This window comes from Sorangium sp. KYC3313 (assembly GCF_052075895.1).
GTDB classification, from domain to species: Bacteria; Myxococcota_A; Polyangia; order Polyangiales; family Polyangiaceae; genus Sorangium; species Sorangium cellulosum_B.
Genome location: NZ_CP197255.1, coordinates 8,545,775 through 8,566,417, shown reverse-complemented (window position 1 = coordinate 8,566,417; position 20,643 = coordinate 8,545,775). Strand labels below are relative to the sequence as shown.

Below are 20,643 nucleotides of genomic sequence, written 5' to 3'. Positions count from 1 at the left end.
GCGAGCGGGGCTGGCTGCCGCGGCGGCGCTTGCAGGCGAGGGGGGCGGTCACTCCCGCAAGGGCTCCTGCAGGTCCACCCCGAAGTGCTCGCGGTAGCCCCGCCGCGCGGCCTCGCGCAGCTCGTCGTCGCCGCGGCTGACCTGCTCCTCGAACGCCTGCGCGTACGTCTCGGGATCGACCTCCCGCGCACCGAAGCGCAGCTTCTTCCCGGAGAGCGTCTCGAGGACGAGCGTGGCCACCCGGTGCTCGGCGCCGCCGCGCGCCACGACGCCGAAGGGGAACAGGTGCACGAGCGTGAGCTGCGGCGGCGCGTCGCCGGCCGTCATCTCGGCGATGTACGCGGAGAGCTCGCGGCTCACGCGGTCCTGCGCCTCGTCGGAGAAGCCGGCGAGCAGCTCGGTCACCGCGGGCGAGAGGGGCAGGTGAGGGCCGTCGATCTGGTGCTGGAGCTCGTGCCGCTCGGTGCCGGCGAGCACGGCCCGCGCGAGCGTGGAGCCCAGGCGCTCGCGCAGCTTCGCGAGCGCGGCGTCGCAGCGCGCGAGGGCGCCGGCGTGAGCGCCGGCGTGAGCGCCGGCCGCGCCGTCCGCCGCCGCGTAACACGTCGCGCCCTCGTGGTCGAACCGCTCGGCATAGGACCGGACCTCGGAGTCGAGGACGAGCGCGAAGGGATCCTGGTCGCGCGAGAAGCCGAGGTGGACACGGCGCTCGTCCGTCATCGGCTCCACGAGGAGCGTCGCGAAGCGCTCGTCGCCGACGCGGTAGGCGTGGACCTCCTTGACCCGGTAAGGCGTGGTGTAGAAGCGCCGCGCGGCGCCGTCGGCCGAGACACTGAGATTGACGGCCGCGTCGAGGTAGTACCCGAGCCCGGCGCGTCGCGCCGCGTCGTTGGTTTCGGCGACGAGCCGGCCGAACGCGCGGCCGGAGAGCTCGAGATCGTCCACCTGAGCGGCCAGCGTCGCGAGCGCCGCGGAGACGTCCTTCCCGTCGGGCTGCGCCCTGGCGACCGCGAGCATCTCGCGGCTGCGCGCCCTGGTCAGCACCTGCGCCTCCGCGCCCGTGCCCTGCGCGCGTCCGCTGCGCGCGTGCGCGTCGCGGGCGATGCGCGCGCGCTCCCAGCTCGGCAAGAGCTCGCCGTACACCCTGTCCCATTCGGCCGTGGACGCGCCGAGCCTCCAGTCGACGCCCTTCGGCGCGGGGCGGCCGAGCACGAGCAGGGCGCCCAGCAGCGCGGCGACCGAGGCCGCGGCCGCGCCTGCCGCGACGATCGGCCGGGCGCCGCCCGCGCTGGCCCCGATGCCTGGCTCCAGCTCGGCTTCGGGCACCATCACGCCGAGCGCGAGCACCTCGATCGCGGAGGCGAGCGCCGCCACGACCGCGGCGAGCAGGAGCGCGAAGAAGGCGACGGTGCCCGCCTCGACGCCCCAGCCGCCCGAGAGGAACGCGCGGTACACGAAGAGCAGCATGAGGCCGGGCATGGCCCACACGGCCGCGATGGCGAGGCCCGGGTGCTCGCGCCGGGGCACGCTGCGCGCGTACGCGAGCCCCAGCAGGGCGATCGCGAGCGGGCCGAGCACGAAGAGCAGGACCATGCCGTAGCCGAGCTGGAAGCGGACGTCGGGCAGCGTCGCAACGAGCACGGCCGCGCGCGCGATCGTCTGCGCGGGGATCTCGCCGCGGGACGGCCAGAAGTAGAAGACGAGCGCCGCGGCGAGCGACGCGATGAGCAGCGCGCTGCCGCCCCTGCGCGTCCGCGCGTGGAAGCGCAGCACCACGCCCGCCGCGGTGAACGCGAAGACCGCGAGGAACGGGGCCGGCCGCGTCACCAGGCTGTCCGGCAGCGGCAGCATGTCCCACGCCGAGCTCCGGCGGCCGATCCACATGGCGACGTTCACGGCCACGAACGCGGCGAGCACGGCGATGGCGCGCGACGTCGGCCGCTCGACGAGCAGGCCCGCGCGCCGCTCGGTGCGCGCGCCGAGGAAGAGCAGCCACAGGCCGGCGAGCGCGGGCGCGAGCGCGGCGACCTGGGCGGCGGGCGCGAGCTCGGGGAGCACGCTCCACACGAAGATCCCGTGGCCGTAGGCGACCTCGTACGGCACCAGCGCCGACAGCGCGAGCGCGAGGCCGCTCCACAGGCAGCGCGCGCGGAGGCGCTCGGCCGACATGCGGTAGAACATCGCGGTCGCGGCGCTCTCCTCGTCGGGAGGAGCGGCGGCGTCCGGCGGCGGGGCGCCGGCGCCGTGCTGCGGAGGGAGGAGGGGCGCGCTCACGGCTCGACCGCCGCGCTCGCGATGCGCGAGATCGACCGCTTCTGCGGGAACACCGGGTCGCGGTACCGCACCTCGAACAGCACGCGCTTCCCATCGGCGGAGAACCGCGGCACCCGCTCCGTCGCGGAGCTCACCGTCAGCTTCTTGATCTCGCCCGTGGAGAGCGCCAGCACCGCGATGTCCGTACCGCCCGCGCCCCGCGTCTCGAACGCGACGCGCGCGGCGTCGGGCGAGAACGCGGGCCACGAAGCCCCGTTCGGGGCCGCGTACACCTTCCGGCGCCACGTCGCCGTGTCGATGACCGCGATCCCCGGCTCGTCGCCGTCGACGACGCACACGATCTTCGTCCCGTCGCTCGATGCCGCCGGGTTGCGCAGGTCCTCCCCGGGCTTCGCGCGGAACGGGCGCTCGATCGACAGCGGCTGCTTGCCCACGTCGACCACCGCGAGGTGCGGCGCGTCGCCCTCCGACGCGTCGGGCACGTAGACGAACGCGAGCCTCGTCTCGTCGAGCCACGCGAACCCGCCGAGCGACTCATTCTCGGTGTGGAGGCCGAACACCTCCTTGCCGCCGTCGGTGTCGAGCACCATCAGATCGGCCTGCGCGCCCGCCTCCGGGCGATCGTAGACCGCCACGAACCTGCCGCCGGGGGCGAGCTTCGGGTCGACGAAGCGGTGCTCCGGATCGACGCGCACGCGCTTGCTCTGCCCGGATCGGTCGACGACCGTGATCGTCTTCGCCCAGCCGAAGAAGTCCTCCACCAGCGCGACCCGGTCGCCGTCGCCCTGCGACGACGGATACGAGTACACGTGATAACCCCTCCACATCGGCTTGACCGCGCCGGGATCCGTCGTCGGGACGGCCGGCCGATCGAGCGGCCGCCACTCGACCGTCTCCAGCGCCTCGCTGCGGGCGAGGTCCCTGGACCTCACCGAGTGGAACACCGAGACATCGGCCGTCTTGACGAAATAGCCGCCCTCGGCCGTGCCCACGAGCAGGTCCTCCGCCGCCTGGGGCGACAGGAAGGTCACGCGCCCCTGCTCCTCGGCCTCGATCTCCTTCGCGCGGGCGGCGTACGCGCCGGCGGCCCGGTCGAGGTTCGCGGCGCGGTCCTTCACGAACCTGCGCGCCGACGCCAGCCGCTCCAGCAGCTTGATGTCCGATCCCTCCGTGATCTCGCGCACCGAGGGGTGGTCCATGAGCTGCGCGATCACCGCGTCGAGCGCCTGGGAAGCCATGGAGTTCGCGAGCAGCGCCATCGCGCGGTCCTTCTTCGTCGCCCCGGAGTAGCCGCCGATCCGTCGCTCGGTCGACGTGCCCTTGTCGAGGAACGTGAGCGTCACCGGCGCGTCGACCCGGAGCTCGAAATACCCCTCCTTGACGGGGTGCTCCACGATCTCGGGCGCGAGGCGCGCCTCGATGATGAAGCCGGCGCCGAGCGCCTTCGCGGCCTCCTTCGGGTCCTTGGCGCTCTCGAGCGCCTTCATCACCTTCGGGTCGCCGCCCTTCACGGGATCGAACCCGAGCTCCGCGAGGTGCTCGCCGAGCTCGTCGGCGAGCCTCGCCGCGGGCTGCGACCCCTCCCACCAGGTCCCGTCGAGATCGATCGCCACGAGGATGCGCAGCGGATCGGTCGCCGTCATCGAACGGAAGGCGAGGAGGCCCGCCGCCGCGATCACGAGGCCGAGCACCGCGAAGACCGGCCAGAGCCTGCGCTTCGGCACGAGCGCCTCGAGCGACTCCGGCGGTTCGGCCTCGGGGGCGGGGGGCTGCGCGTCGGTCGGGGTTCGAGGCTCCTCCATGGAAAGGGACGTGCCCTATCCGCGAGAGGGCGTAAAGCTGCGTGAGCGTGGCGTGGGCGAAGGGAGCTGGCCAGGTTGCCCGGGAGTCCGCGGCTCTCCCCGCCAGTCTGGCGACGCTGCATGAACAGGAGTGGAGGGGCCTGCTTCAGGAGGGGCCCCGCCTTCGGGCCCGCCTCCCCCATGACTGCCCGACCATACTCTGCCGGCGCGGGAGCTCGAAGTTGACCTGAATTCGGGGGAGGCATGCGCCGTGCAAGCGCGTCCAGACCTGCTCTTCATCCACGAGGTCCCCGATGAACACCGCACATGCCTTCCGCCGCACGCTCGCCCATCGCCTCTTCGCCCTGCTCGCGCTCCCCGCTGCGGCGGGCGCGGCCGGCTGCACCACTACCTATAGCAGCTGTCCCGAGGATCCCGAGCCCGTCTCCAAGGTGGCCTGCTTCGCGTGGCCGCAGGACGATGCGAGCGACATCGGAGATGCCGGCGGCGAGGGGGGAGCCGGGGGCGGCGGAGGTGCCGGCGGGAGCGAGCCTGTCGCGTGCCCCTCGCGGCCGGAGGCGCAGGAGATCCTCAATCAGTCCGGCTTCGGATCGCACAGCGTCAAGAGCGATGGAGCCTTGCAGGACGGCCAGTGCTGCTATCAGGCGTACTTCATCCCGATGTGCGAGGGGCGCCCGTACCTCGTCGAGGAGGCGGCGCGGACAGCGCCGTTCGTCCGCGCCCGCGGCAGCGCCGGGTGGGGCGCGGCGGAGGCCGTCGCGCCGCGGATCGATCATCTCAGCGCGGATCTGCGGGCGGCGCTGGCCGCGGCGTGGACGCGCGACGCGCTCTTCGAGCACGCGTCCGTGGCCTCGTTCGGCCGCTTCGCGCTCGAGCTGCTCGCCGCGGGCGCGCCGGCCGATCTCGTGGAGGAGGCGCACCGCGCGGCGCTCGACGAGGCCCGCCACGCGCGCCTCTGCTTTGCCCTCGCGAGCGCCTATGCGGGCGAGGCGATCGCGCCGGGCGCGTTTCCCTTCGACGGGCGGGTGGAGGTCGAGGCAGATCTCGCGTCGATCGCGGCGCGTGCCGCGAAGGAGGGGTGCATCGGAGAGACCATCGCGGCGGTGGTCGCGGCCGAGGAGCTCGGCGCCGCGGAGGACCCGGCGGTGCGGAGCGCGCTCGCCATCATCGCGGCGGACGAGGCGCGGCACGCGGAGCTCGCGTGGGGCACGGTGGCGTGGGCGGTCCGCGCGGGCGGCGAGCGGGTGCGCGCGGCGGTGGAAGAGGTGTTCGCGGGGCTCGGGCGCGCGGAGCTCGGGGGAGGCGACAGCGCGGGAGGCGCGCAGCTCGCGGCGCACGGGCGGTTCGGCGCCGCGGCGCGCGGCGAGGCGGCTGCGCGCGCGATCGAGGAGATCGTGCGGCCGGCGTCGAGGTTGCTGCTGGCGGGGCGCCCGGACGGAGCGGCCCAGAGCGCGATGATGGCTTGAGGGGAGGGGCCCTTCCGGTCGCCTTGGCCACGCGATACGCTCCCTGTCCGCCATGAAGGACGAGCTGCCGGCCTGAACGCCGCGTGTGGAACGGCGGCAACACCTCGCCGTTTCAGCGTATACATTTTGCGTCTTCCGGCAGGATTCCGGCAGCCGGAAGGCTGTGCCCTGGGCGGCAACTGCGGATCCTGCTGCAGGGATGCGCCCCCTGAGCTCGGCACGCCCGCAGCGATCTCGCTCATTTCGAGGAGAGGTGTTGTCGTCAGAGGCTCGCCCCACGAACCCGGCAGCCTTCTTGCACAGCCGCGCCGGTCGCAGGAGGCGCAATGAAAAATCTATCCGGAGCGGGGCTCACCACGCTCGTCGCCATAATTGCGGCTATCGCCGGGTGCAGGGTGCTCGACGGCTATAACGAACTCCCCTGGGATGAGAACGCACCGCCCACGGGGCCCCAGAAGCCAGATCTGGGCCCGAAGTTCTCCGCGGTGCCGCCTCCTCCGATCAGCGGCGGGACGCTCCTCGTGACCGCCGACAAGGCGCGCGCCATTGCTGCGGATCCGGACCGCGACAGGATCTCCATCGTCGACCTCGTCGCCTTCGAGGTGGACACCATCCTCCCTCTGGAGAAGGACGACGAGCCCGGGCGCGTGGCCGAGGGGCCGGCTGGCTCCGTTCATGTGGCGCTCCGCCGCGGGGGCGCGGTGGTCACGATCGATCTCGCGACCGGGGAGATGCACCGCAGGCCCGTTTGCCCCGCGCCCCGGGGGATTGCCTATGACGCCGCGACAGACCTGCTCCACGTGGCGTGCGCGGGCGGCGAGCTCGTGACGCTCTCCTCGGACATCGCTGCCCCGCCGGTCCGCGAGCTCCGCCTCGACCGCGACCTGCGCGACGTGGTCGTCGAGGGGGACTCGCTCCTCGTGAGCCGCTTCCGGTCCGCCGAGCTCCTGGTGGTCGCGAAGGACGGGACCGTGGCCGAGCGGTTCAAGCCGCCGGCGTACATCCAGAGCACGTTCAGCGGCGTCGAGCGCGAGTTCGAGCCGGCGGTGGCGTGGAGGACGGTCCCGCTGCCCGGGGGCGGCGTGGCCATGGTGCACCAGCGCGGCGTCGTCACGCCCGTCAGCAACACGGTACACGGCGGCTACGTCACGAACGATTGCCACCGGCGCTGGATCCATGCGGCGGTGGCCCTCATGCGCCCGCAGCCCAGCGAGGCCCATTCGTCGAACCCTGCGCGGCCCACACCTGGCGTGGGTGGCATCGGAATGGGGCGGCTCCCGGTTGATATCGCGGTATCGCCGGATGGGCTCACCGCGGCGATCGTACAGGCGGGCGACCACGAGATCGTCGAGACGCCGCTGAAGACGCTGGAGCAGCACGACGCGCTCGACACCTGCTCGCTCGCCCCTGACCAGCGCATCCTCACTGTCGAGGGCGTGGGCCAGCCCATCGCGGTCGGCTACGACGGAGAGAAGAACCTGATCGTGCAGATACGGGAGCCGCCGCGCTTCGTACGCCTCGCGGCCCTCAGCGGCAAGAGGCTCGGCGCGCTCGAGCTTCCCGGTGAGAGCCGGCGCGACGATGCCCACAAGTTCTTCCACGGCGGCGTCGCTGGAGACTTGTCCCTCGCCTGCGCGTCCTGCCACCCGGAGGGGCAGGAGGATGGACGCGTGTGGAACTTCAATCCCATCGGACCGCGCCGTACGCAATCCGTCGCAGGCGGCGTCCTCGCGACGGCGCCGCTGAACTGGGACGGCAACCTGGCGGACTTCAGCGCCTTCATGACGGAAGTCTTCGAGAAGCGGCTGGGTCGTCCGGATCCGAGCCTCGAGTACAGAGACGCCTTCGCGGCGTGGCTCGACGCGATCAATGCCCTGCCCCGGTCGAAGCCGGCGGACGAGGACGCCGTCGCGCGCGGCGAGGCGCTCTTCAACGACCCGACCCTGGCGTGCGCGACGTGCCATTCCGGCGAGACGCTCACGAACAACGAGACCGTCGACGTGGGCACGGGCAAGCCCTTCCAGGTGCCCTCGCTGCGCGGGCTCGCGGCGCGCGCTCCGTACATGCACGACGGCTGCGCCGCGACGCTCCACGACCGCTTTGGCCCGTGCGGCGGCGGGGACCGGCACGGCGTCACCTCGGCGCTCACGCCGGCCCAGATCGACGATCTCGTCGCTTACCTCGAGACGCTCTGACCCGAGCGCTCCCGGTTCACGCCGAGTGCCCCCTCGAGCAGCAGCGAAGCGCCCTGGCTTGGGGGCGACGCGCCCTGCAGACTCATCGCATGTCCGACCTGCTCGTCAACATCGATGTTCCGGCGCTCGATCCTGCCATCGCGTTCTACACGCGCGCGTTCGGCCTGCGCGTCGGGCGGCGCTTGGGGGCCTCCGGGGTCGAGCTGCTCGGCGCGGCGGCCCCCATCTACCTCCTGGTGAAGCCGGCCGGCAGCGAGCCAGCCGCCGGTGCGTCCCCGCGCGACTACCGGCGTCACTGGACGCCGGTCCACCTCGACTTCGTGGTCGACGATCTCGAGGCCGCCGCGCGCCGCGCGCAGGAGGCAGGCGCTGTCCCCGAAGCCGAGATCGAGGAGGCGGCGTGGGGGCGCATGCTCCGCCTGGCCGATCCCTTCGGCCACGGCGTCTGCCTTCTTCAGTTCAGCGGCCGCGGCTACGACGAGATCGCCACGCCCGGCTGAGCGCGCCGCCCGGCGCCGAGGTGGAGGGAAGAGCCTCCACTCCTGGCGGGGCCGAGCGCCAGCGCGCGCCTCGCGTCCCCCCAGGATGGGTCGAGCGCCGCGCAAAAATGGGGTGCAGGGGCTCTCCGCGTGCCCGGCAAGGGCTTTGCTACGGCTGTGCTCGGCGGTACGCTGAATCCGATCGAGCTACCGCGCAGGCCACGCGACACCTCTCGAGGTGGTGTCGCCTGGCGCGACCGCGGGCTCCGCCCGCGCAGGAATGGACCGAGCCCCCGCACGCGCGCCCGCGAGATCCGCTCACGCGCCTGCGGCGACCCCAGAGAAAGGCAGCGAAGGAAGACCATGAACACCGGCTAGTTTGAGCGAGTCCTTTCGGCCCTGACGATGACGCTCTCTGCCGGTTGCGCGGCCGAGGCGCTCAGCGAAGAGGAGCAGGGCGAGGCGGAGGAGGCGATATCGGTCTTCTCCTTCAGCCGGAGCGCGACCAACAACGCCACCGTGAACACGGCCAATTTCAACCTCGAGAGACGATCTCCTTCGGCACCTGCGCGGCGGTGCTCTACGGGGCGAGCCGCTCGGGGATGTCGTACATCCGCCTCTTCGATCGCAACGGCGTGCAGGTCGCGGTGGACTCCGCCGAGACGATCGGCTGCTCCGAGATGCCGAAGACGACGCACGTCGCGGAGCTCTCGGATTACTACACCTTCCGCGCCGGCTGCGTCGGCAACGCCTCGTGCACCGCGACGGTGGCCGTCTACGCCGAGTGAGGCTCGACCAGCTCGCGGCGACGAGCTTCCCTGTCAGATCCAGCCTACCGCTCGAGGTTACTTGCCCGCTTGCCGCTGGGCCCGCTCGGAGCGCAGGAATTCCCGGATTCATGGACAGACGGTTATTGTCCGGTGTTCGTGCGTCGATGAAATCTGCGCCACCACGCGGATCAAAACCCGCGCTGGCACCATGGCGTGACGCCTGAGGCGCTGTAAGGTTTGCCCTGCCTACAGCAAAGGAAGCACCTCGAAGGATGAGCTACCCGTCCGTCGCTGTCGAGCCGTCTCCCGGAGCAGACCTCTCCCTCGCCGGCGGGCGCGCGCATGGCTACCCGCGGCCGCAGCTCCGGCGCGCCGGGTGGGAATCACTCAACGGTACGTGGAGCTTCGCGCTCGATCCCGAGGCGCGCTTCCGCGGGCCGGCCGACGTCGGCTGGGAGGGCTTCATCGAGGTCCCCTTCGCGCCGGAGACCGCGCGGAGCAGCGTATGCGCGCGCGGCCTCTTCCGCGCCGTCTGGTACCGGCGCACCGTCGCGGTGCCGGAGCTCCGCGATGGAGAGCGGCTGATGCTGCACTTCGGAGCCGTCGACTACGACGCGACCGTCTGGATCGCGGGGAGCCGCGCGGCGCATCACGCCGGCGGCTACACCCCCTTCAGCGTCGACATCACCGACCTCGTCGGCTCGGCGCGCACCGTCGAGATCGTCGTGCGCGCAGAGGACGACCCGCTCGACCTCGCCAAGCCGCGCGGCAAGCAGGACTGGCAGCCCGAACCGCACTCCATCTGGTACCCGCGCACGACCGGCATCTGGCAGACGGTGTGGATGGAGCGCGTGCCCGCGAGCTCGATCGCGGCGCTCCGCTGGCAGTCGAGCCTCGACCGATGGGAGCTCGATTTCTACGCCCGGATCGACGGCGAGCGCCGGGACGGACTGCGGCTGCGCCTGCGCCTCACCGCGAACGGCGCGCTGCTCGCCGAGGACAGCTACGCCGTCGTGCTCGGCGAGGTCCACCGCCGGATCGCGCTCTCCGATCCGGGCATCGACGACTCGCGCAACCAGCTGCTCTGGAGCCCGGAGTCACCCACGCTCATCGACGCCGAGATCGAGCTCGTCACCCGCGACGGCGAGACGATCGATCGCGTGCGCAGCTACACCGCGCTCCGGTCCATCGCGGTGCAGGGCGACCGCGTGCTGCTCAACGGGCGGCCCATCGTGCTCCGCATGGTGCTCGATCAGGGCTACTGGCCCGAGACCGGGATGACCGCGCCCGACGACGACGCGCTCCGGCGCGACATCGAGCTCACGCGCGCCATGGGGTTCAACGGCGCACGCAAGCACCAGAAGATCGAGGACCCGCGCTATCTCTACTGGGCCGATCGGCTGGGCTTGCTCGTGTGGGAGGAGATGCCGAGCGCTTACCGCTTCACGCCCCTCTCGATCGAGCGACTGACGCGCGAGTGGACGGAGGCGATCAGCCGTGATTTCAGCCATCCGTGCGTCATCGCCTGGGTGCCCTTCAACGAGTCCTGGGGCGTGCCCAACCTGCCGGACAGCGCGCGCGAGCGGCACGCGGTCAAGGCGCTCTATCACCTCACGAAGACGCTCGACCCGACGCGCCCGGTGATCGGCAACGACGGCTGGGAGGCCGTGGCCACCGACATCATCGGTATTCATGACTACGATCCGGATCCGGCCCGGATCGCCCAGCGCTACGACGGCGGCGAGTCTCGCCCGCGGCTCTTCCGGCGCGAGCGCCCCGGCGGCCGCGTGCTCGTGCTCGACGGCCAGTCGCGCAAGCTGGAGCACCCGATCGTGCTCTCGGAGATGGGCGGCATCGCGCTCCGCCGCCCCGGCACGTGGGGATACACCTCCGCCGACAGCCCAGCGGCGCTGGAGCGGGCGTACGAGCGCCTCCTCGCCGTCGTGCGCGCGACACCGCTGCTCGCCGGCTTCTGCTACACGCAGCTCACCGATACCTACCAGGAGGCCAACGGGCTGCTCTACGCCGATCGGACGCCGAAATTCCCGATCGACGCCATCGCCGCCGCCACGCGCGGCCGGGCCGCCGGGCGGGTGCACCCCGACCCGATGGAGCTCGTGGAGCGCGCCGGCCCGCGCCAAGAAGGCATCCTCGCGAACGGGGTGATCGCCGGACAGGAGTGATGTTCAAACGGAGCCTCGCCACATCGGACGGAGGCTTCGGCGGCGCGGTGGTGATCCTCGCGAAGCGCGGATCCGGTCGCGCCGTGGCCGAGCGCGTTGCGCGGGCGTACGACGCCCGATCCGGGTTCACCCCGAGGGTGCTCATCCCGATGGCGTGAGCACCCGCTCGCGAGCTCTGCTGTTCGTGACACGTACTTCCTGTCAGGTACGCTCCTTGTATTGCCCCTCCCGGGCGGCACGCTCGTGCACATCAGCCGCGCCGCGGCCGCTATCGAGGAGGACAAGCATGAGCCCGAAACGGCGGCCGGACGTCGTCTGCTTCTCGCACCTGCGCTGGAGCTTCGTCTTCCAGCGCCCGCAGCACCTCCTCTCGCGCTGCGCGCGCACGCGACGCGTGTTCTTCTTCGAGGAGCCGGTGTGGAGCGACGGGCCGCCGCGGATCGAGGCCGCGCCCGTCGATCGCCACGGCGTGCGCGTCGTCACGCCGCACCTGCCGCCAGGCCTCGACGACGCGCGGATCCACGCGCTGCAGCGCGATCTCGTCGACCACATGCTCGATCGCTTCGGCATCGACGATCACGTGCTCTGGTACTACACGCCGATGGCGCTCCTGTTCTCGCGGCACCTCGCGGCCAGCGCGGTCGTGTACGACTGCATGGACGAGCTCTCCGCGTTCGCCGGCGCGCCGCCCGCGCTCAAGCATCACGAGGCCGAGCTGCTCCGCCGCGCCGACGTCGTCTTCACGGGAGGGCGCAGCCTCTACGAGTCCAAGAGGGCGCTGCACGCGAACGTGCACCTGCTCCCGAGCAGCGTCGACATCGCCCACTTCTCGGCGGCGCGCCGGCCGCTCGCGCCGCCCGCCGATCAGGCCACGATCTCGGGCCCGCGGCTCGGTTACTTCGGCGTCATCGACGAGCGCATGGATCTCGATCTCATCGCCGGCGTGGCCGCCGCCCGGCCCGGGTGGCACCTCGTCTTCGTCGGTCCGGTCGTGAAGATCGATCCAGCGAGCCTGCCGCGCGCGCCCAACATTCACTATCTCGGCAAGAAGACCTACGAGGAGCTGCCCGCCTACCTCGCGGGCTGGGACGTGGCGCTCCTCCCGTTCGCGCGCAACGAGGCCACGCGCTTCATCAGCCCCACCAAGACGCCGGAGTACCTCGCGGGCGGCAAGCCCGTCGTCTCCACGTCGATCCGCGATGTCGTCCGGCCCTACGGCGAGCTCGGCCTCGCGCGCATCGCGGACACCGCGGGCGATTTCGTGGCCGCCGTCGAGGCATACCTCGCCGAGGACCACGCCGCGCGGCTCTCGCGGGCCGACGCGCTGCTCGCGCAGGGATCGTGGGACGCGACATGGTCGAAGATCGAGCGGCTCCTCGACGGCGTGCTGAGGGTGGGCCGGCGCCCGGCGGCGCGCCAGGGCGCCGATGTTTGACTATCTCATCGTCGGCGCCGGCTTCGCCGGCTGCGTGCTCGCCGAGCGGCTCGCGCGCGGCTCGGGCAAGAGGGTGGTGCTCTGCGATGTCCGCCCCCACATCGGCGGCAACGCCTACGATCACCACGACGCCGCCGGCGTCCTGGTGCACAGGTACGGCCCCCACGTCTTCCACACGAGCTCGCGGGAGGTCTTCGAGTACCTCTCGCAGTTCACCGAGTGGCGCCCGTACCAGCACCGCGTGCGCGCCTGGGTGGACGGGCAGCTCGTCCCCATCCCCATCAACCTCGACACCATCAACCAGCTCTACGGCCTGCGCCTGAGCGCGCCCGAGGTGGAGGCGTTCCTCGCCTCCCGGGCCGTGCGACGCGAGCAGATCCGTACCAGCGAGGACGTGATCGTCAGCAAGGTCGGCGTCGAGCTCTACGAGAAGTTCTTCAAGCACTACACCCGGAAGCAGTGGGGACTCGACCCGTCCGAGCTCGACGCCGCCGTGACCGCGCGGGTGCCGGTGCGGAGCAATCGCGACGAACGGTACTTCACCGACACCTACCAGGCCATGCCGCTCCGCGGCTTCACGCGCATGTTCGAGCGGATGGTCGATCACCCGAACATCAAGATCCTGCTCAACGCCTCGTTTCGCGAGATGCAGAGCGAGATCCCTCATCGCGAGGTGATCTTCACCGGCCCCGTCGACGCCTTCTTCGACCATCGCTTCGGAAAGCTGCCGTATCGATCCCTCGAGTTCCACTTCGAGACCAAGGATCAGGAGAGGTACCAGGACGCGCCGGTCATCAACTATCCGAACGAGAACCCCTATACCCGGGTCACCGAGTTCAAGTACCTCACGGGCCAGGTGCACCCGAAGACGACCATCGTTTACGAGATCCCGAAGGGCGAGGGCGATCCGTATTACCCCGTGCCGCGGCCGGAGAACGCGGCCCTCTACCGCAGGTACGAGGAGCTCGCCAAGGAGACGCCCGGCGTCCACTTCGCCGGGCGGCTCGGGACCTATCGCTACTACAACATGGACCAGGTGGTGGCGCAGGCGCTCACCCTCTATGCCAAGCTGGCCGGCGTGCCGAACCGACAGCTCGCCGCGGCCAAGGCGGCTTGACCATGGCGGGAGAGGCGAGGGCGCTCCTCGAGATCTGGGGCGGCGTGGAGTGCACGGTCAACCGCGTCGGCGACGTGTATCATCACCAGCTCGAGCGGAGCGGGCACGCGCGCCGCCTCGATGATCTCGATCACTTCGCCGCGCTCGGGATCCAGGCGCTGCGCATGCCCGTGCTCTGGGAGCGGACGGCGCCCGATCGGCCGGACCGCCTGGACTTCGGCTGGGCCGACGCGCGGCTCGAGCGGCTTCGGGCGCTCGACGTGCGGCCCATCATCGGGCTCGTCCACCACGGCAGCGGCCCGCGTTACACGAGCCTCGTCGATCCGGGCTTCCCGGAGGGCCTCGCCCGCTTCGCCCACGCGGCGGCCGAGCGCTATCCGTGGGTCACCGACTGGACGCCGGTGAACGAGCCGCTCACGACGGCCCGCTTCTCGGGCCTCTACGGGCATTGGTACCCGCACGGCCGCGATCCGCGCACGTTCGTGCGCGCGCTTCTCGTCGAGTGCCGCGCGATCGCGCTCGCCATGCGCGCCATCCGGGAGGTGATCCCCCGGGCGCGGCTGATCCAGACGGAGGACGTCGGCAAGACGACGAGCACGCCGCTGCTCGCCTACCAGGCCGAGCACGAGAATCACCGGCGCTGGCTCAGCTTCGATCTGCTCACGGGGCGCGTGGACGGCGATCACCCGCTGTCTCCGCTGCTCCTCGGGTGGGGCGCCTCGCCTGCCGAGCTCGCGTGGTTCGTCGAGGAGCCATGTCCGCCGGACGTCCTCGGCATCAACTACTACATCACGAGCGAGCGATTCCTCGACGAGCGGCTGAGCGCTTACCCCGCCTGGTCGCACGGCGGAAATGGCGAGCACGCGTATGCCGATGTCGAGGCGGTGCGCGCGGTCGCCGGAGGCATCGACGGGCACCGCGCGCGGCTCCAGGAGGTCTGGGATCGCTACCGCCGGCCCGTGGCGATCAGCGAGGTGCACCTCGGCGGGCCGCGCGAGGAGCAGCTCCGCTGGCTGGTCGAGGCGTTCCGCGCCGCAGAGGCGGCGCGCGCGGCGGGCGCGGACGTGCGCGCGGTCACCGCGTGGTCGCTGCTCGGCTGCTTCGACTGGAGCTGCCTCGTCACCGAGGAGCGCGGGCACTACGAGCCGGGCGTGTTCGATGTGCGCGGCCCCGAGCCGCGGTCGACGGCGCTCGCGCGGCTGGTCTCCGCGCTCGCGCGCGGCGTACGCTTCGATCATCCCGTGCTCACTCCGCCGGGCTGGTGGCGGCGCCCGGAGCGGCTGACGTACGGTCCGGTCGCGGCCGTCGCGCCCGCGCCCGAGGCCGCCGCCGCCGGCCCGCCCATCCTGATCACCGGCGCGAAGGGGACGCTCGGCCGCGCGTTCGCGCGCCTGTGCGCGCTGCGCGGCCTGCCCCATCGCTCGATCGGGCGCGACGAGATGGACATCGCCGATCCCGCGTCGGTCGAGCGCGCCCTCGATCGGTTCGCCCCGTGGGCCGTCGTCAACACGGCGGGGTTCGTGCGTGTCGACGAGGCCGAGCGCGAGCCGCACCGCTGCGAGCGCGAGAACGCGCTGGGGCCCGCCGTGCTCGCGAGCGCGTGTCGCCGGCGTGACGCGCGGCTCGTCACCTTCTCGGCCGATCTGGTCTTCGACGGCGCGCAGCGCTCGCCGTACGTGGAGACCGATCCCGCGCGGCCGCTCAACGTCTACGGCCGCAGCAAGGCGACGGCGGAGTGGAACGTCCTGGCGATCCTCCCGGAGGCGCTCGTGGTGCGCACCGCCGCGTTCTTCTGTCCCTGGGACGAAGCGGACTTCGTCGGCGCCGCGCTGCGCGCCCTCGGCGAGGGCCGGAGCTTCCACGCGGCCGACGACGTGATCGTCTCGCCGACCTACGTCCCGGATCTCGTGCACGCGACCCTCGATCTGTTGATCGACGGCGAGCGCGGCATCTGGCACCTCGCCAACCGGGACGCCACGAGCTGGGCGGAGCTCGCCTCGCGCAGCGCGGCGCTCGCGCGCGTCCCCGCGGCGCGGCTCGTGCGCTGCCCGAGCCACGCGCTCGGCCTGGCCGCGCCGCGCCCGCGGTACAGCGCGCTCGGGAGCGGCCGCGGGCTCCTGTTGCCATCGCTCGACGACGCGCTCGCGCGCTACGTCGCGGAGCGTGACCCCCGGCCACAAAGCTGGCGCTGACGCGCGTCCTGGTCACCCGCGGGGCCGGCTACACTGGCAGCGTGATCACCGAGAAGCTCGTCGCGCGCGGTGACGACGTCGCGGCTCTGGCCGAGAGCATCGGCCCGGCGTTCGGCTGGGCGCTCGCCCGGCGACGCGGAGGCGGCGCTCGCCCGGCAGCTTGATCTCGCCCACGCCGCGGTTCACGAGCAGCGGCGCCGAGGAGGCGGAAGCGTGGCCGCGATCGCGTTCGAGCATGTGTACAAGCGCTACCAGGGGAGCGCGCCCATCGTGGAGGACCTGTCGCTGCGCATCGAGGACGGCGAGCTCCTCGTGCTCGTCGGGCCTTCCGGGTGCGGCAAGTCGACCACGCTCCGGATGATCGCGGGCCTCGAGGACGTCGACGGCGGGACGCTCTCCATCGGCGGCCGCGTGGTCAACGACGTGCCTCCGAAGCAGCGCGACGTCGCCATGGTCTTCCAGAGCTACGCGCTCTACCCGCACATGACGTGCTTCGAGAACATGGCGTTCTCGCTCGCGCTCCGCCGCGTGCCGCGCGACGAGGTGAAGCGCCGCGTGGAGGCCACGGCGCGCGCGCTGGCGATCGATCACCTCCTCGATCGCAAGCCGCGGGCTCTCTCGGGCGGCCAGCAGCAGCGCGTCGCCATCGGGCGCGCCATCGTGCGCGAGCCGGGCGTGCTGCTCATGGACGAGCCGCTCTCGAACCTCGACGCCGCGCTGCGCAGCTCGATGCGCGCCGAGCTCCGCCGCCTGCACCGTCGCCTCGGGACGACGCTCGTGTACGTGACCCACGATCAGACGGAGGCGCTCACCCTCGGGGAGCGGATCGCCGTCCTCCGCGGGGGCGCGCTCCTCCAGCACGACAGCCCGCAGCAGCTCTACGACCGGCCGGCGAGCGTCTTCGTCGCGACGTTCATCGGCGCCCCCCCGATGAACCTGATCCCCGCCGAGCTCCGCCTCGACGGCCCGACCTCGGTGCTCTCGGCGCCGAGCGTGCGGCTCGCGCTGCCGAGGACACCGGAGCACCGCGAGGGCCGGGTGATCGCCGGCGTCCGGCCCGAGCACCTCGGCCCCGCGCCCGCCGGCGCCTCGCTCGGCGTGAAGGGCGATGTCGAGGTCGTCGAAGCGATGGGGTTCGAGTCGTACGTCCACCTGCGCGTCGGCGACGCCGCGATCGTATGCCGCTGGCTGGATCGCGGCACGACGCCGGCCGTCGGCGCGCGCGTGGCGCTGGCCGCCGCGCCGGAGCACGTCCACCTGTTCGATCCGCGCACGGAGGAGCGGGTCTGAGATGGCCCGTCGCGCGCTCTGGCTCGCCGTCTGGTGCGCGTCCATCCCGACCGCCGGGTGCGCCCCGAAGGCCGAACCCCCCGCGCACGTCGCGCGCACCACCATCACCTTCGTCGGCTGGGGGATGCCGGAGGAGCGGGCCATCATGCGGTCGGCGCTCGCCGCCTTCGAGCGGATCCACCCGGAGATCCACGTCGAGTACACGCAGGTGCCCGGCGTCGGCCACGACTACCTCAACAAGCTCCGGCTGATGATCGTGGCGAAGCGCGCGCCCGATGTCTTCTACGTGCCCGACGGCGCGTTCGGCGAGATGGTCAGGCAGGGCGCCCTGCGCGACATCGACGGTCTCGTGCAGGAGAGTCGGACCCTCGACCTCGCCGACATCTGGCCGACCGCCCTGGACCGCTATCGCTGGAATGGCCGCGTCCTCCACGAGGGCAGCCTCTACGCGCTGCCGAAGGACATCGGCCCCACGGTGCTCTACTACAACAAGGACGTGCTCCGCCGCCGCGGCGTCCCCGCGCCGGATCCCGAGGTGCCGATGACTTGGGACCAGGCCATCGCTGCCTTTCGCGCGCTCACGTACCGCGAAGGGTATGTCCGGCACTGGGGGATCACCGGATATCCCTATGAAGCCGCGGTGTGGTCCGCGGGCGGCGAGATCGTGGACGCCGAGCGGCGCCGGTGGCTCATGGACTCCGACGTGTCGATGGACGCGGTGCAGTGGTGCGCGGATCTGGCCCTCCGCCATCACGTGACGCCCAACCTCGCCCGCAGCGGCGGCGCCGGGCAGAGCGAGCTCTTCGAGGCCGGGCTCGTCGCCATGCACATCGATGGTCGCTGGATGGTCCCGCGCTATCGCCGGATGCGCTTCGACTGGGATGTCGCGCCCGTGCCGGTCCCGGAGCCGGGCATGACCTCGGTGAGCTGGTCGGGCTCCGTGGGGCTCGCCGTCAGCGCCGCGAGCCGGCGCATCGCCGAGGCGTTCACGTTGATCGAGTACCTGGCCGGCCCCGAGGGACAAGGCGAGCTGGCCCGATCCGGGCTCCAGGTGCCCAATCAGCGATCGGTCGCCGCGACCGCCGCCTTCCTCCAGCCCGGGCAGCGGCCGGCCCACGCCGAGGTCTTCCTGCGCGCCGCCGAGACGAGCCGTCCGAGCCCCGAGACCGAGCTGCCCAACGCCTTCTGGCACGAGGTCTTCGCGAGCTTCATCCCCGAGGTCTGGCGCGGCGAGCGGCCCGCGCGCGAGCTGCTCCCGGCCCTCGCGCCGGTCGTCGAGCAAACCATGCGGGAGAACAACCCCGGACCGGAGGCAGCGCGTTGAAGAAGCAGATACCGCGCGCCCGCGCCGAGGCGCGCTGGGGTTGTGCGTTCGTGGCGGTTCCCGTGCTCGGCTTCGTCGTGTTCGCGCTCGGCCCGATGCTGGCGTCGCTCTATCTGAGCTTCACCCGCTTCGAGGTGCTCACGCCGCCGCGCTGGGTCGGCCTCGATAACTACGCTCGCCTCTTCGCCAGGGATTTCTTCGCCTGGCGGACGCTCGCCAACACGGCCTTTTACCTCCTCGGCATCCCGGTCGGCATCGCCATCTCCCTCTTGCTCGCGCTCCTGTTGAACCAGAAGCTCAGGCTCGAGGGGTTCTTCCGCACCGTCTATTTCATCCCCTCGGTGTGCTCGATCGTGGCCGCGGCGCTGCTCTGGAAGTGGATCTACAACGCGGATTACGGGCTCATCAACACGTACCTCCGCGCCCTCGGCGTCGCCGACCCGCCCGCGTGGCTCTCGAGCCCGCACCTGGTCAAGCCCGCGCTCGTCGTGATGGGGATCTGGAGCGGGCTCGGCTACAACATGGTCCTCTTCCTGGCCGCGCTCCAGGGCGTGCCGCGATCGCTCCTCGAGGCCGCGGAGCTCGACGGGGCGAACGCCTGGCAGCGCTTCCGGCACGTCACCCTGCCGGCCATCAGTCCGATGACGTTCTTCATCGCCGTCACCAGCGTCATCGGCGGGCTGCAGAGCTTCGATCAGGTCTACGTGATGACGCGCGGCGGCCCGGAGTTCCGCTCGGCGACGTTCATGCTCTATCTCTACCTCACCGGCTTTCAGTACTTCCAGATGGGTTACGCGTCGGCGATGGCCTGGGTGCTCGGCGCGCTCGTGATGATCGTGACCGTGCTCCAGTTCCGCCTCGCCCGGCGCTGGGTGCACGATGAGTAGCGGCCGGAGGTCCCGAGGGCGCCGCGCGCTCCGGCTCCTCTCCTATGCGGTCCTCGCGCTGGTGGCCGTCTTCGTGCTCGCGCCCTTCGCGTTCATGATCAGCACCAGCGTGAAGCCGGCGGACGAGATCTACGCGGTCCCGATCCGCTGGATCCCGGCCCGTCCGACGCTCGCCAACTACCGGCAAGCCTTCGCCGAGATCGACATCCTCCGCGGCACATGGAACACGCTCCTCATCGCCGTCCCCTCGACCCTCGGCGGCCTCCTCACCGCCTCGTTCGCCGGCTACGCCTTTGCGAAGCTCCGTTTTCCGGGGCGCGACGCGATCTTCGCCGCGCTCCTGTCGACGATGATGCTGCCCGGCGTGGTCACGTTGATCCCGCAGTTCGTGGGCTTCGCCCGGATCGGCTGGATCGACACCTACTATCCGCTCATCGTACCGGGCGCGACGGGCAGCGCGGTCGCGATCTTCCTGATGCGGCAGTACTTCGCGAGCATTCCGGACGAGCTCATCGAGGCCGCGACGCTGGACGGCGCGAACCCTTTCCAGACGTTCACGCGGGTGGTCTTCCCCCTCGCCGGGCCGGCGGTCGCGACGCTCGCGGTCCTCGGGCTCAAGGCCGCCTGGAACGACTACTTCGGGCCGCTCGTCTACATCACCTCTCCGCAGAAGATGAACATCCAGCAGATGATCGCCGGCACCCAGAACGCCTACGGCGGCGAGCCGGCCGTGCTCATGGCGGGCGCCTCCCTCGCGATGTTGCCGCTCGTCGTGCTCTTCCTGTTCGCGCAGCGGTACTTCGTGGAGGGGCTCGCGCAGACCGGGCTCAAGCGCTGATTCGCCGCCATGGCGCAAGGCCTGTCTCCGGACCGGAGTTCATGCTGGAGCGCGGCATCGCCTTCCTCGGCCGCCGGACCACGTCCGGCTCGCCGAGGCGGGCTGGTCGCGAGGTGAACCATGCTTCGCGCGGAGCGCGGTGCGCACCTCGGCCCTGGGGCCGCGGCGCGGGCGCATGCGTCAGGTCTGCAAGCGGCGATCGCAGGATCGAAAGCTTCAGGGACTTCCTGATAGGTAAGCCCTTGAAATAAGTACGGAGAAGCCTGGCCCGTGTCCTGCTAGGTATCCACGGCAGAGCGCCCGTGACGGCTTCCCCCCCCGCCGTCGAATGGGCGCTCTGTTTTTTGTGGCCCGGCGCGGCGGGGCGCGAGGAGCGCGGATCGGCGCTCTCGGG

15 protein-coding genes are annotated in these 20,643 nt (G+C 71.7%); 13 read left to right on the top strand and 2 right to left on the bottom strand.

Annotated features, from left to right (window positions below; genetic code table 11):
* Positions 1-48 precede the first annotated feature (48 nt).
* Positions 49-2,271 carry a hypothetical protein gene (locus tag ACSRUE_RS32575; RefSeq protein WP_441287001.1) on the bottom strand — a complete coding sequence of 741 codons (2,223 nt, stop codon included), beginning with the start codon at positions 2,269-2,271 and terminating at the stop codon, positions 49-51.
* Complete coding sequence (locus tag ACSRUE_RS32570; RefSeq protein ID WP_441287000.1) at positions 2,268-4,073, bottom strand: hypothetical protein; 1,806 nt, start codon at positions 4,071-4,073, stop codon at positions 2,268-2,270. Before ACSRUE_RS32570 ends, ACSRUE_RS32575 begins: the two co-directional genes overlap by 4 nt.
* A 293-nt stretch (positions 4,074-4,366) precedes the next feature.
* On the opposite strand from ACSRUE_RS32570, the gene ACSRUE_RS32565 reads away from it, so the two are divergent.
* From ACSRUE_RS32565 to ACSRUE_RS32505, 13 genes are all read left to right on the top strand, one after another.
* Entirely contained in the window at positions 4,367-5,539 is a 1,173-nt protein-coding gene (locus tag ACSRUE_RS32565; RefSeq protein ID WP_441286999.1) for a ferritin-like domain-containing protein, read from the top strand.
* A gap of 485 nt (positions 5,540-6,024) precedes the next feature.
* Positions 6,025-7,734, top strand: a complete 1,710-nt coding sequence (locus ACSRUE_RS32560) for a c-type cytochrome (RefSeq protein ID WP_441286998.1) — start codon at positions 6,025-6,027, stop codon at positions 7,732-7,734.
* A gap of 89 nt (positions 7,735-7,823) precedes the next feature.
* A complete protein-coding gene (locus ACSRUE_RS32555; protein ID WP_441286997.1) occupies positions 7,824-8,234 on the top strand; it encodes a VOC family protein in 411 nt (136 codons plus the stop codon).
* 581 nt (positions 8,235-8,815) lie between these two features.
* Positions 8,816-9,001 (top strand): hypothetical protein, encoded by a 186-nt coding sequence (locus ACSRUE_RS32550; RefSeq protein WP_441286996.1) that lies wholly within the window; start codon positions 8,816-8,818, stop codon positions 8,999-9,001.
* A gap of 254 nt (positions 9,002-9,255) precedes the next feature.
* Positions 9,256-11,166 (top strand): glycoside hydrolase family 2 protein, encoded by a 1,911-nt coding sequence (locus ACSRUE_RS32545; protein ID WP_441286995.1) that lies wholly within the window; start codon positions 9,256-9,258, stop codon positions 11,164-11,166.
* Entirely contained in the window at positions 11,166-11,324 is a 159-nt protein-coding gene (locus ACSRUE_RS32540) for a hypothetical protein (RefSeq protein WP_441286994.1), read from the top strand. The genes ACSRUE_RS32545 and ACSRUE_RS32540 overlap by 1 nt, the downstream gene beginning before the upstream one ends.
* Positions 11,325-11,452: 128 nt before the next feature.
* Complete coding sequence (locus tag ACSRUE_RS32535; RefSeq protein ID WP_441286993.1) at positions 11,453-12,601, top strand: glycosyltransferase family 1 protein; 1,149 nt, start codon at positions 11,453-11,455, stop codon at positions 12,599-12,601.
* Positions 12,594-13,718, top strand: coding sequence for a UDP-galactopyranose mutase (gene glf / locus ACSRUE_RS32530; RefSeq protein WP_441286992.1), 1,125 nt, complete (start codon positions 12,594-12,596; stop codon positions 13,716-13,718). Before ACSRUE_RS32535 ends, glf begins: the two co-directional genes overlap by 8 nt.
* 2 nt (positions 13,719-13,720) lie before the next feature.
* The gene (locus tag ACSRUE_RS32525; protein ID WP_441286991.1) at positions 13,721-15,910 is read left to right on the top strand and encodes a family 1 glycosylhydrolase; all 2,190 of its coding nucleotides are present in this window, start codon (positions 13,721-13,723) and stop codon (positions 15,908-15,910) included.
* 213 nt (positions 15,911-16,123) lie between these two features.
* Positions 16,124-17,200, top strand: coding sequence for an ABC transporter ATP-binding protein (locus ACSRUE_RS32520; RefSeq protein WP_441286990.1), 1,077 nt, complete (start codon positions 16,124-16,126; stop codon positions 17,198-17,200).
* A 1-nt stretch (position 17,201) separates the two neighbouring features.
* Positions 17,202-18,524 carry an ABC transporter substrate-binding protein gene (locus ACSRUE_RS32515; RefSeq protein ID WP_441286989.1) on the top strand — a complete coding sequence of 441 codons (1,323 nt, stop codon included), beginning with the start codon at positions 17,202-17,204 and terminating at the stop codon, positions 18,522-18,524.
* Positions 18,521-19,411 (top strand): carbohydrate ABC transporter permease, encoded by an 891-nt coding sequence (locus ACSRUE_RS32510; protein ID WP_441286988.1) that lies wholly within the window; start codon positions 18,521-18,523, stop codon positions 19,409-19,411. Before ACSRUE_RS32515 ends, ACSRUE_RS32510 begins: the two co-directional genes overlap by 4 nt.
* Positions 19,404-20,249 (top strand): carbohydrate ABC transporter permease, encoded by an 846-nt coding sequence (locus ACSRUE_RS32505; RefSeq protein WP_441286987.1) that lies wholly within the window; start codon positions 19,404-19,406, stop codon positions 20,247-20,249. The genes ACSRUE_RS32510 and ACSRUE_RS32505 overlap by 8 nt, the downstream gene beginning before the upstream one ends.
* Positions 20,250-20,643 lie beyond the last annotated feature (394 nt).

Excerpts from the sequence above, each read along its gene's own strand:
- ACSRUE_RS32515 (WP_441286989.1), top strand. The coding sequence starts at position 17,202 with ATGGCCCGTCGCGCGCTCTGGCTCGCCGTCTGGTGCGCGTCCATCCCG.
- glf (WP_441286992.1), top strand. The coding sequence starts at position 12,594 with ATGTTTGACTATCTCATCGTCGGCGCCGGCTTCGCCGGCTGCGTGCTC.
- ACSRUE_RS32525 (WP_441286991.1), top strand. The coding sequence starts at position 13,721 with ATGGCGGGAGAGGCGAGGGCGCTCCTCGAGATCTGGGGCGGCGTGGAG.
- ACSRUE_RS32565 (WP_441286999.1), top strand. The coding sequence starts at position 4,367 with ATGAACACCGCACATGCCTTCCGCCGCACGCTCGCCCATCGCCTCTTC.
- ACSRUE_RS32505 (WP_441286987.1), top strand. The coding sequence starts at position 19,404 with ATGAGTAGCGGCCGGAGGTCCCGAGGGCGCCGCGCGCTCCGGCTCCTC.
- ACSRUE_RS32535 (WP_441286993.1), top strand. The coding sequence starts at position 11,453 with ATGAGCCCGAAACGGCGGCCGGACGTCGTCTGCTTCTCGCACCTGCGC.
- ACSRUE_RS32545 (WP_441286995.1), top strand. The coding sequence starts at position 9,256 with ATGAGCTACCCGTCCGTCGCTGTCGAGCCGTCTCCCGGAGCAGACCTC.
- ACSRUE_RS32540 (WP_441286994.1), top strand. The coding sequence starts at position 11,166 with ATGTTCAAACGGAGCCTCGCCACATCGGACGGAGGCTTCGGCGGCGCG.
- ACSRUE_RS32570 (WP_441287000.1), bottom strand. The coding sequence starts at position 4,073 with ATGGAGGAGCCTCGAACCCCGACCGACGCGCAGCCCCCCGCCCCCGAG.
- ACSRUE_RS32550 (WP_441286996.1), top strand. The coding sequence starts at position 8,816 with ATGTCGTACATCCGCCTCTTCGATCGCAACGGCGTGCAGGTCGCGGTG.
- ACSRUE_RS32555 (WP_441286997.1), top strand. The coding sequence starts at position 7,824 with ATGTCCGACCTGCTCGTCAACATCGATGTTCCGGCGCTCGATCCTGCC.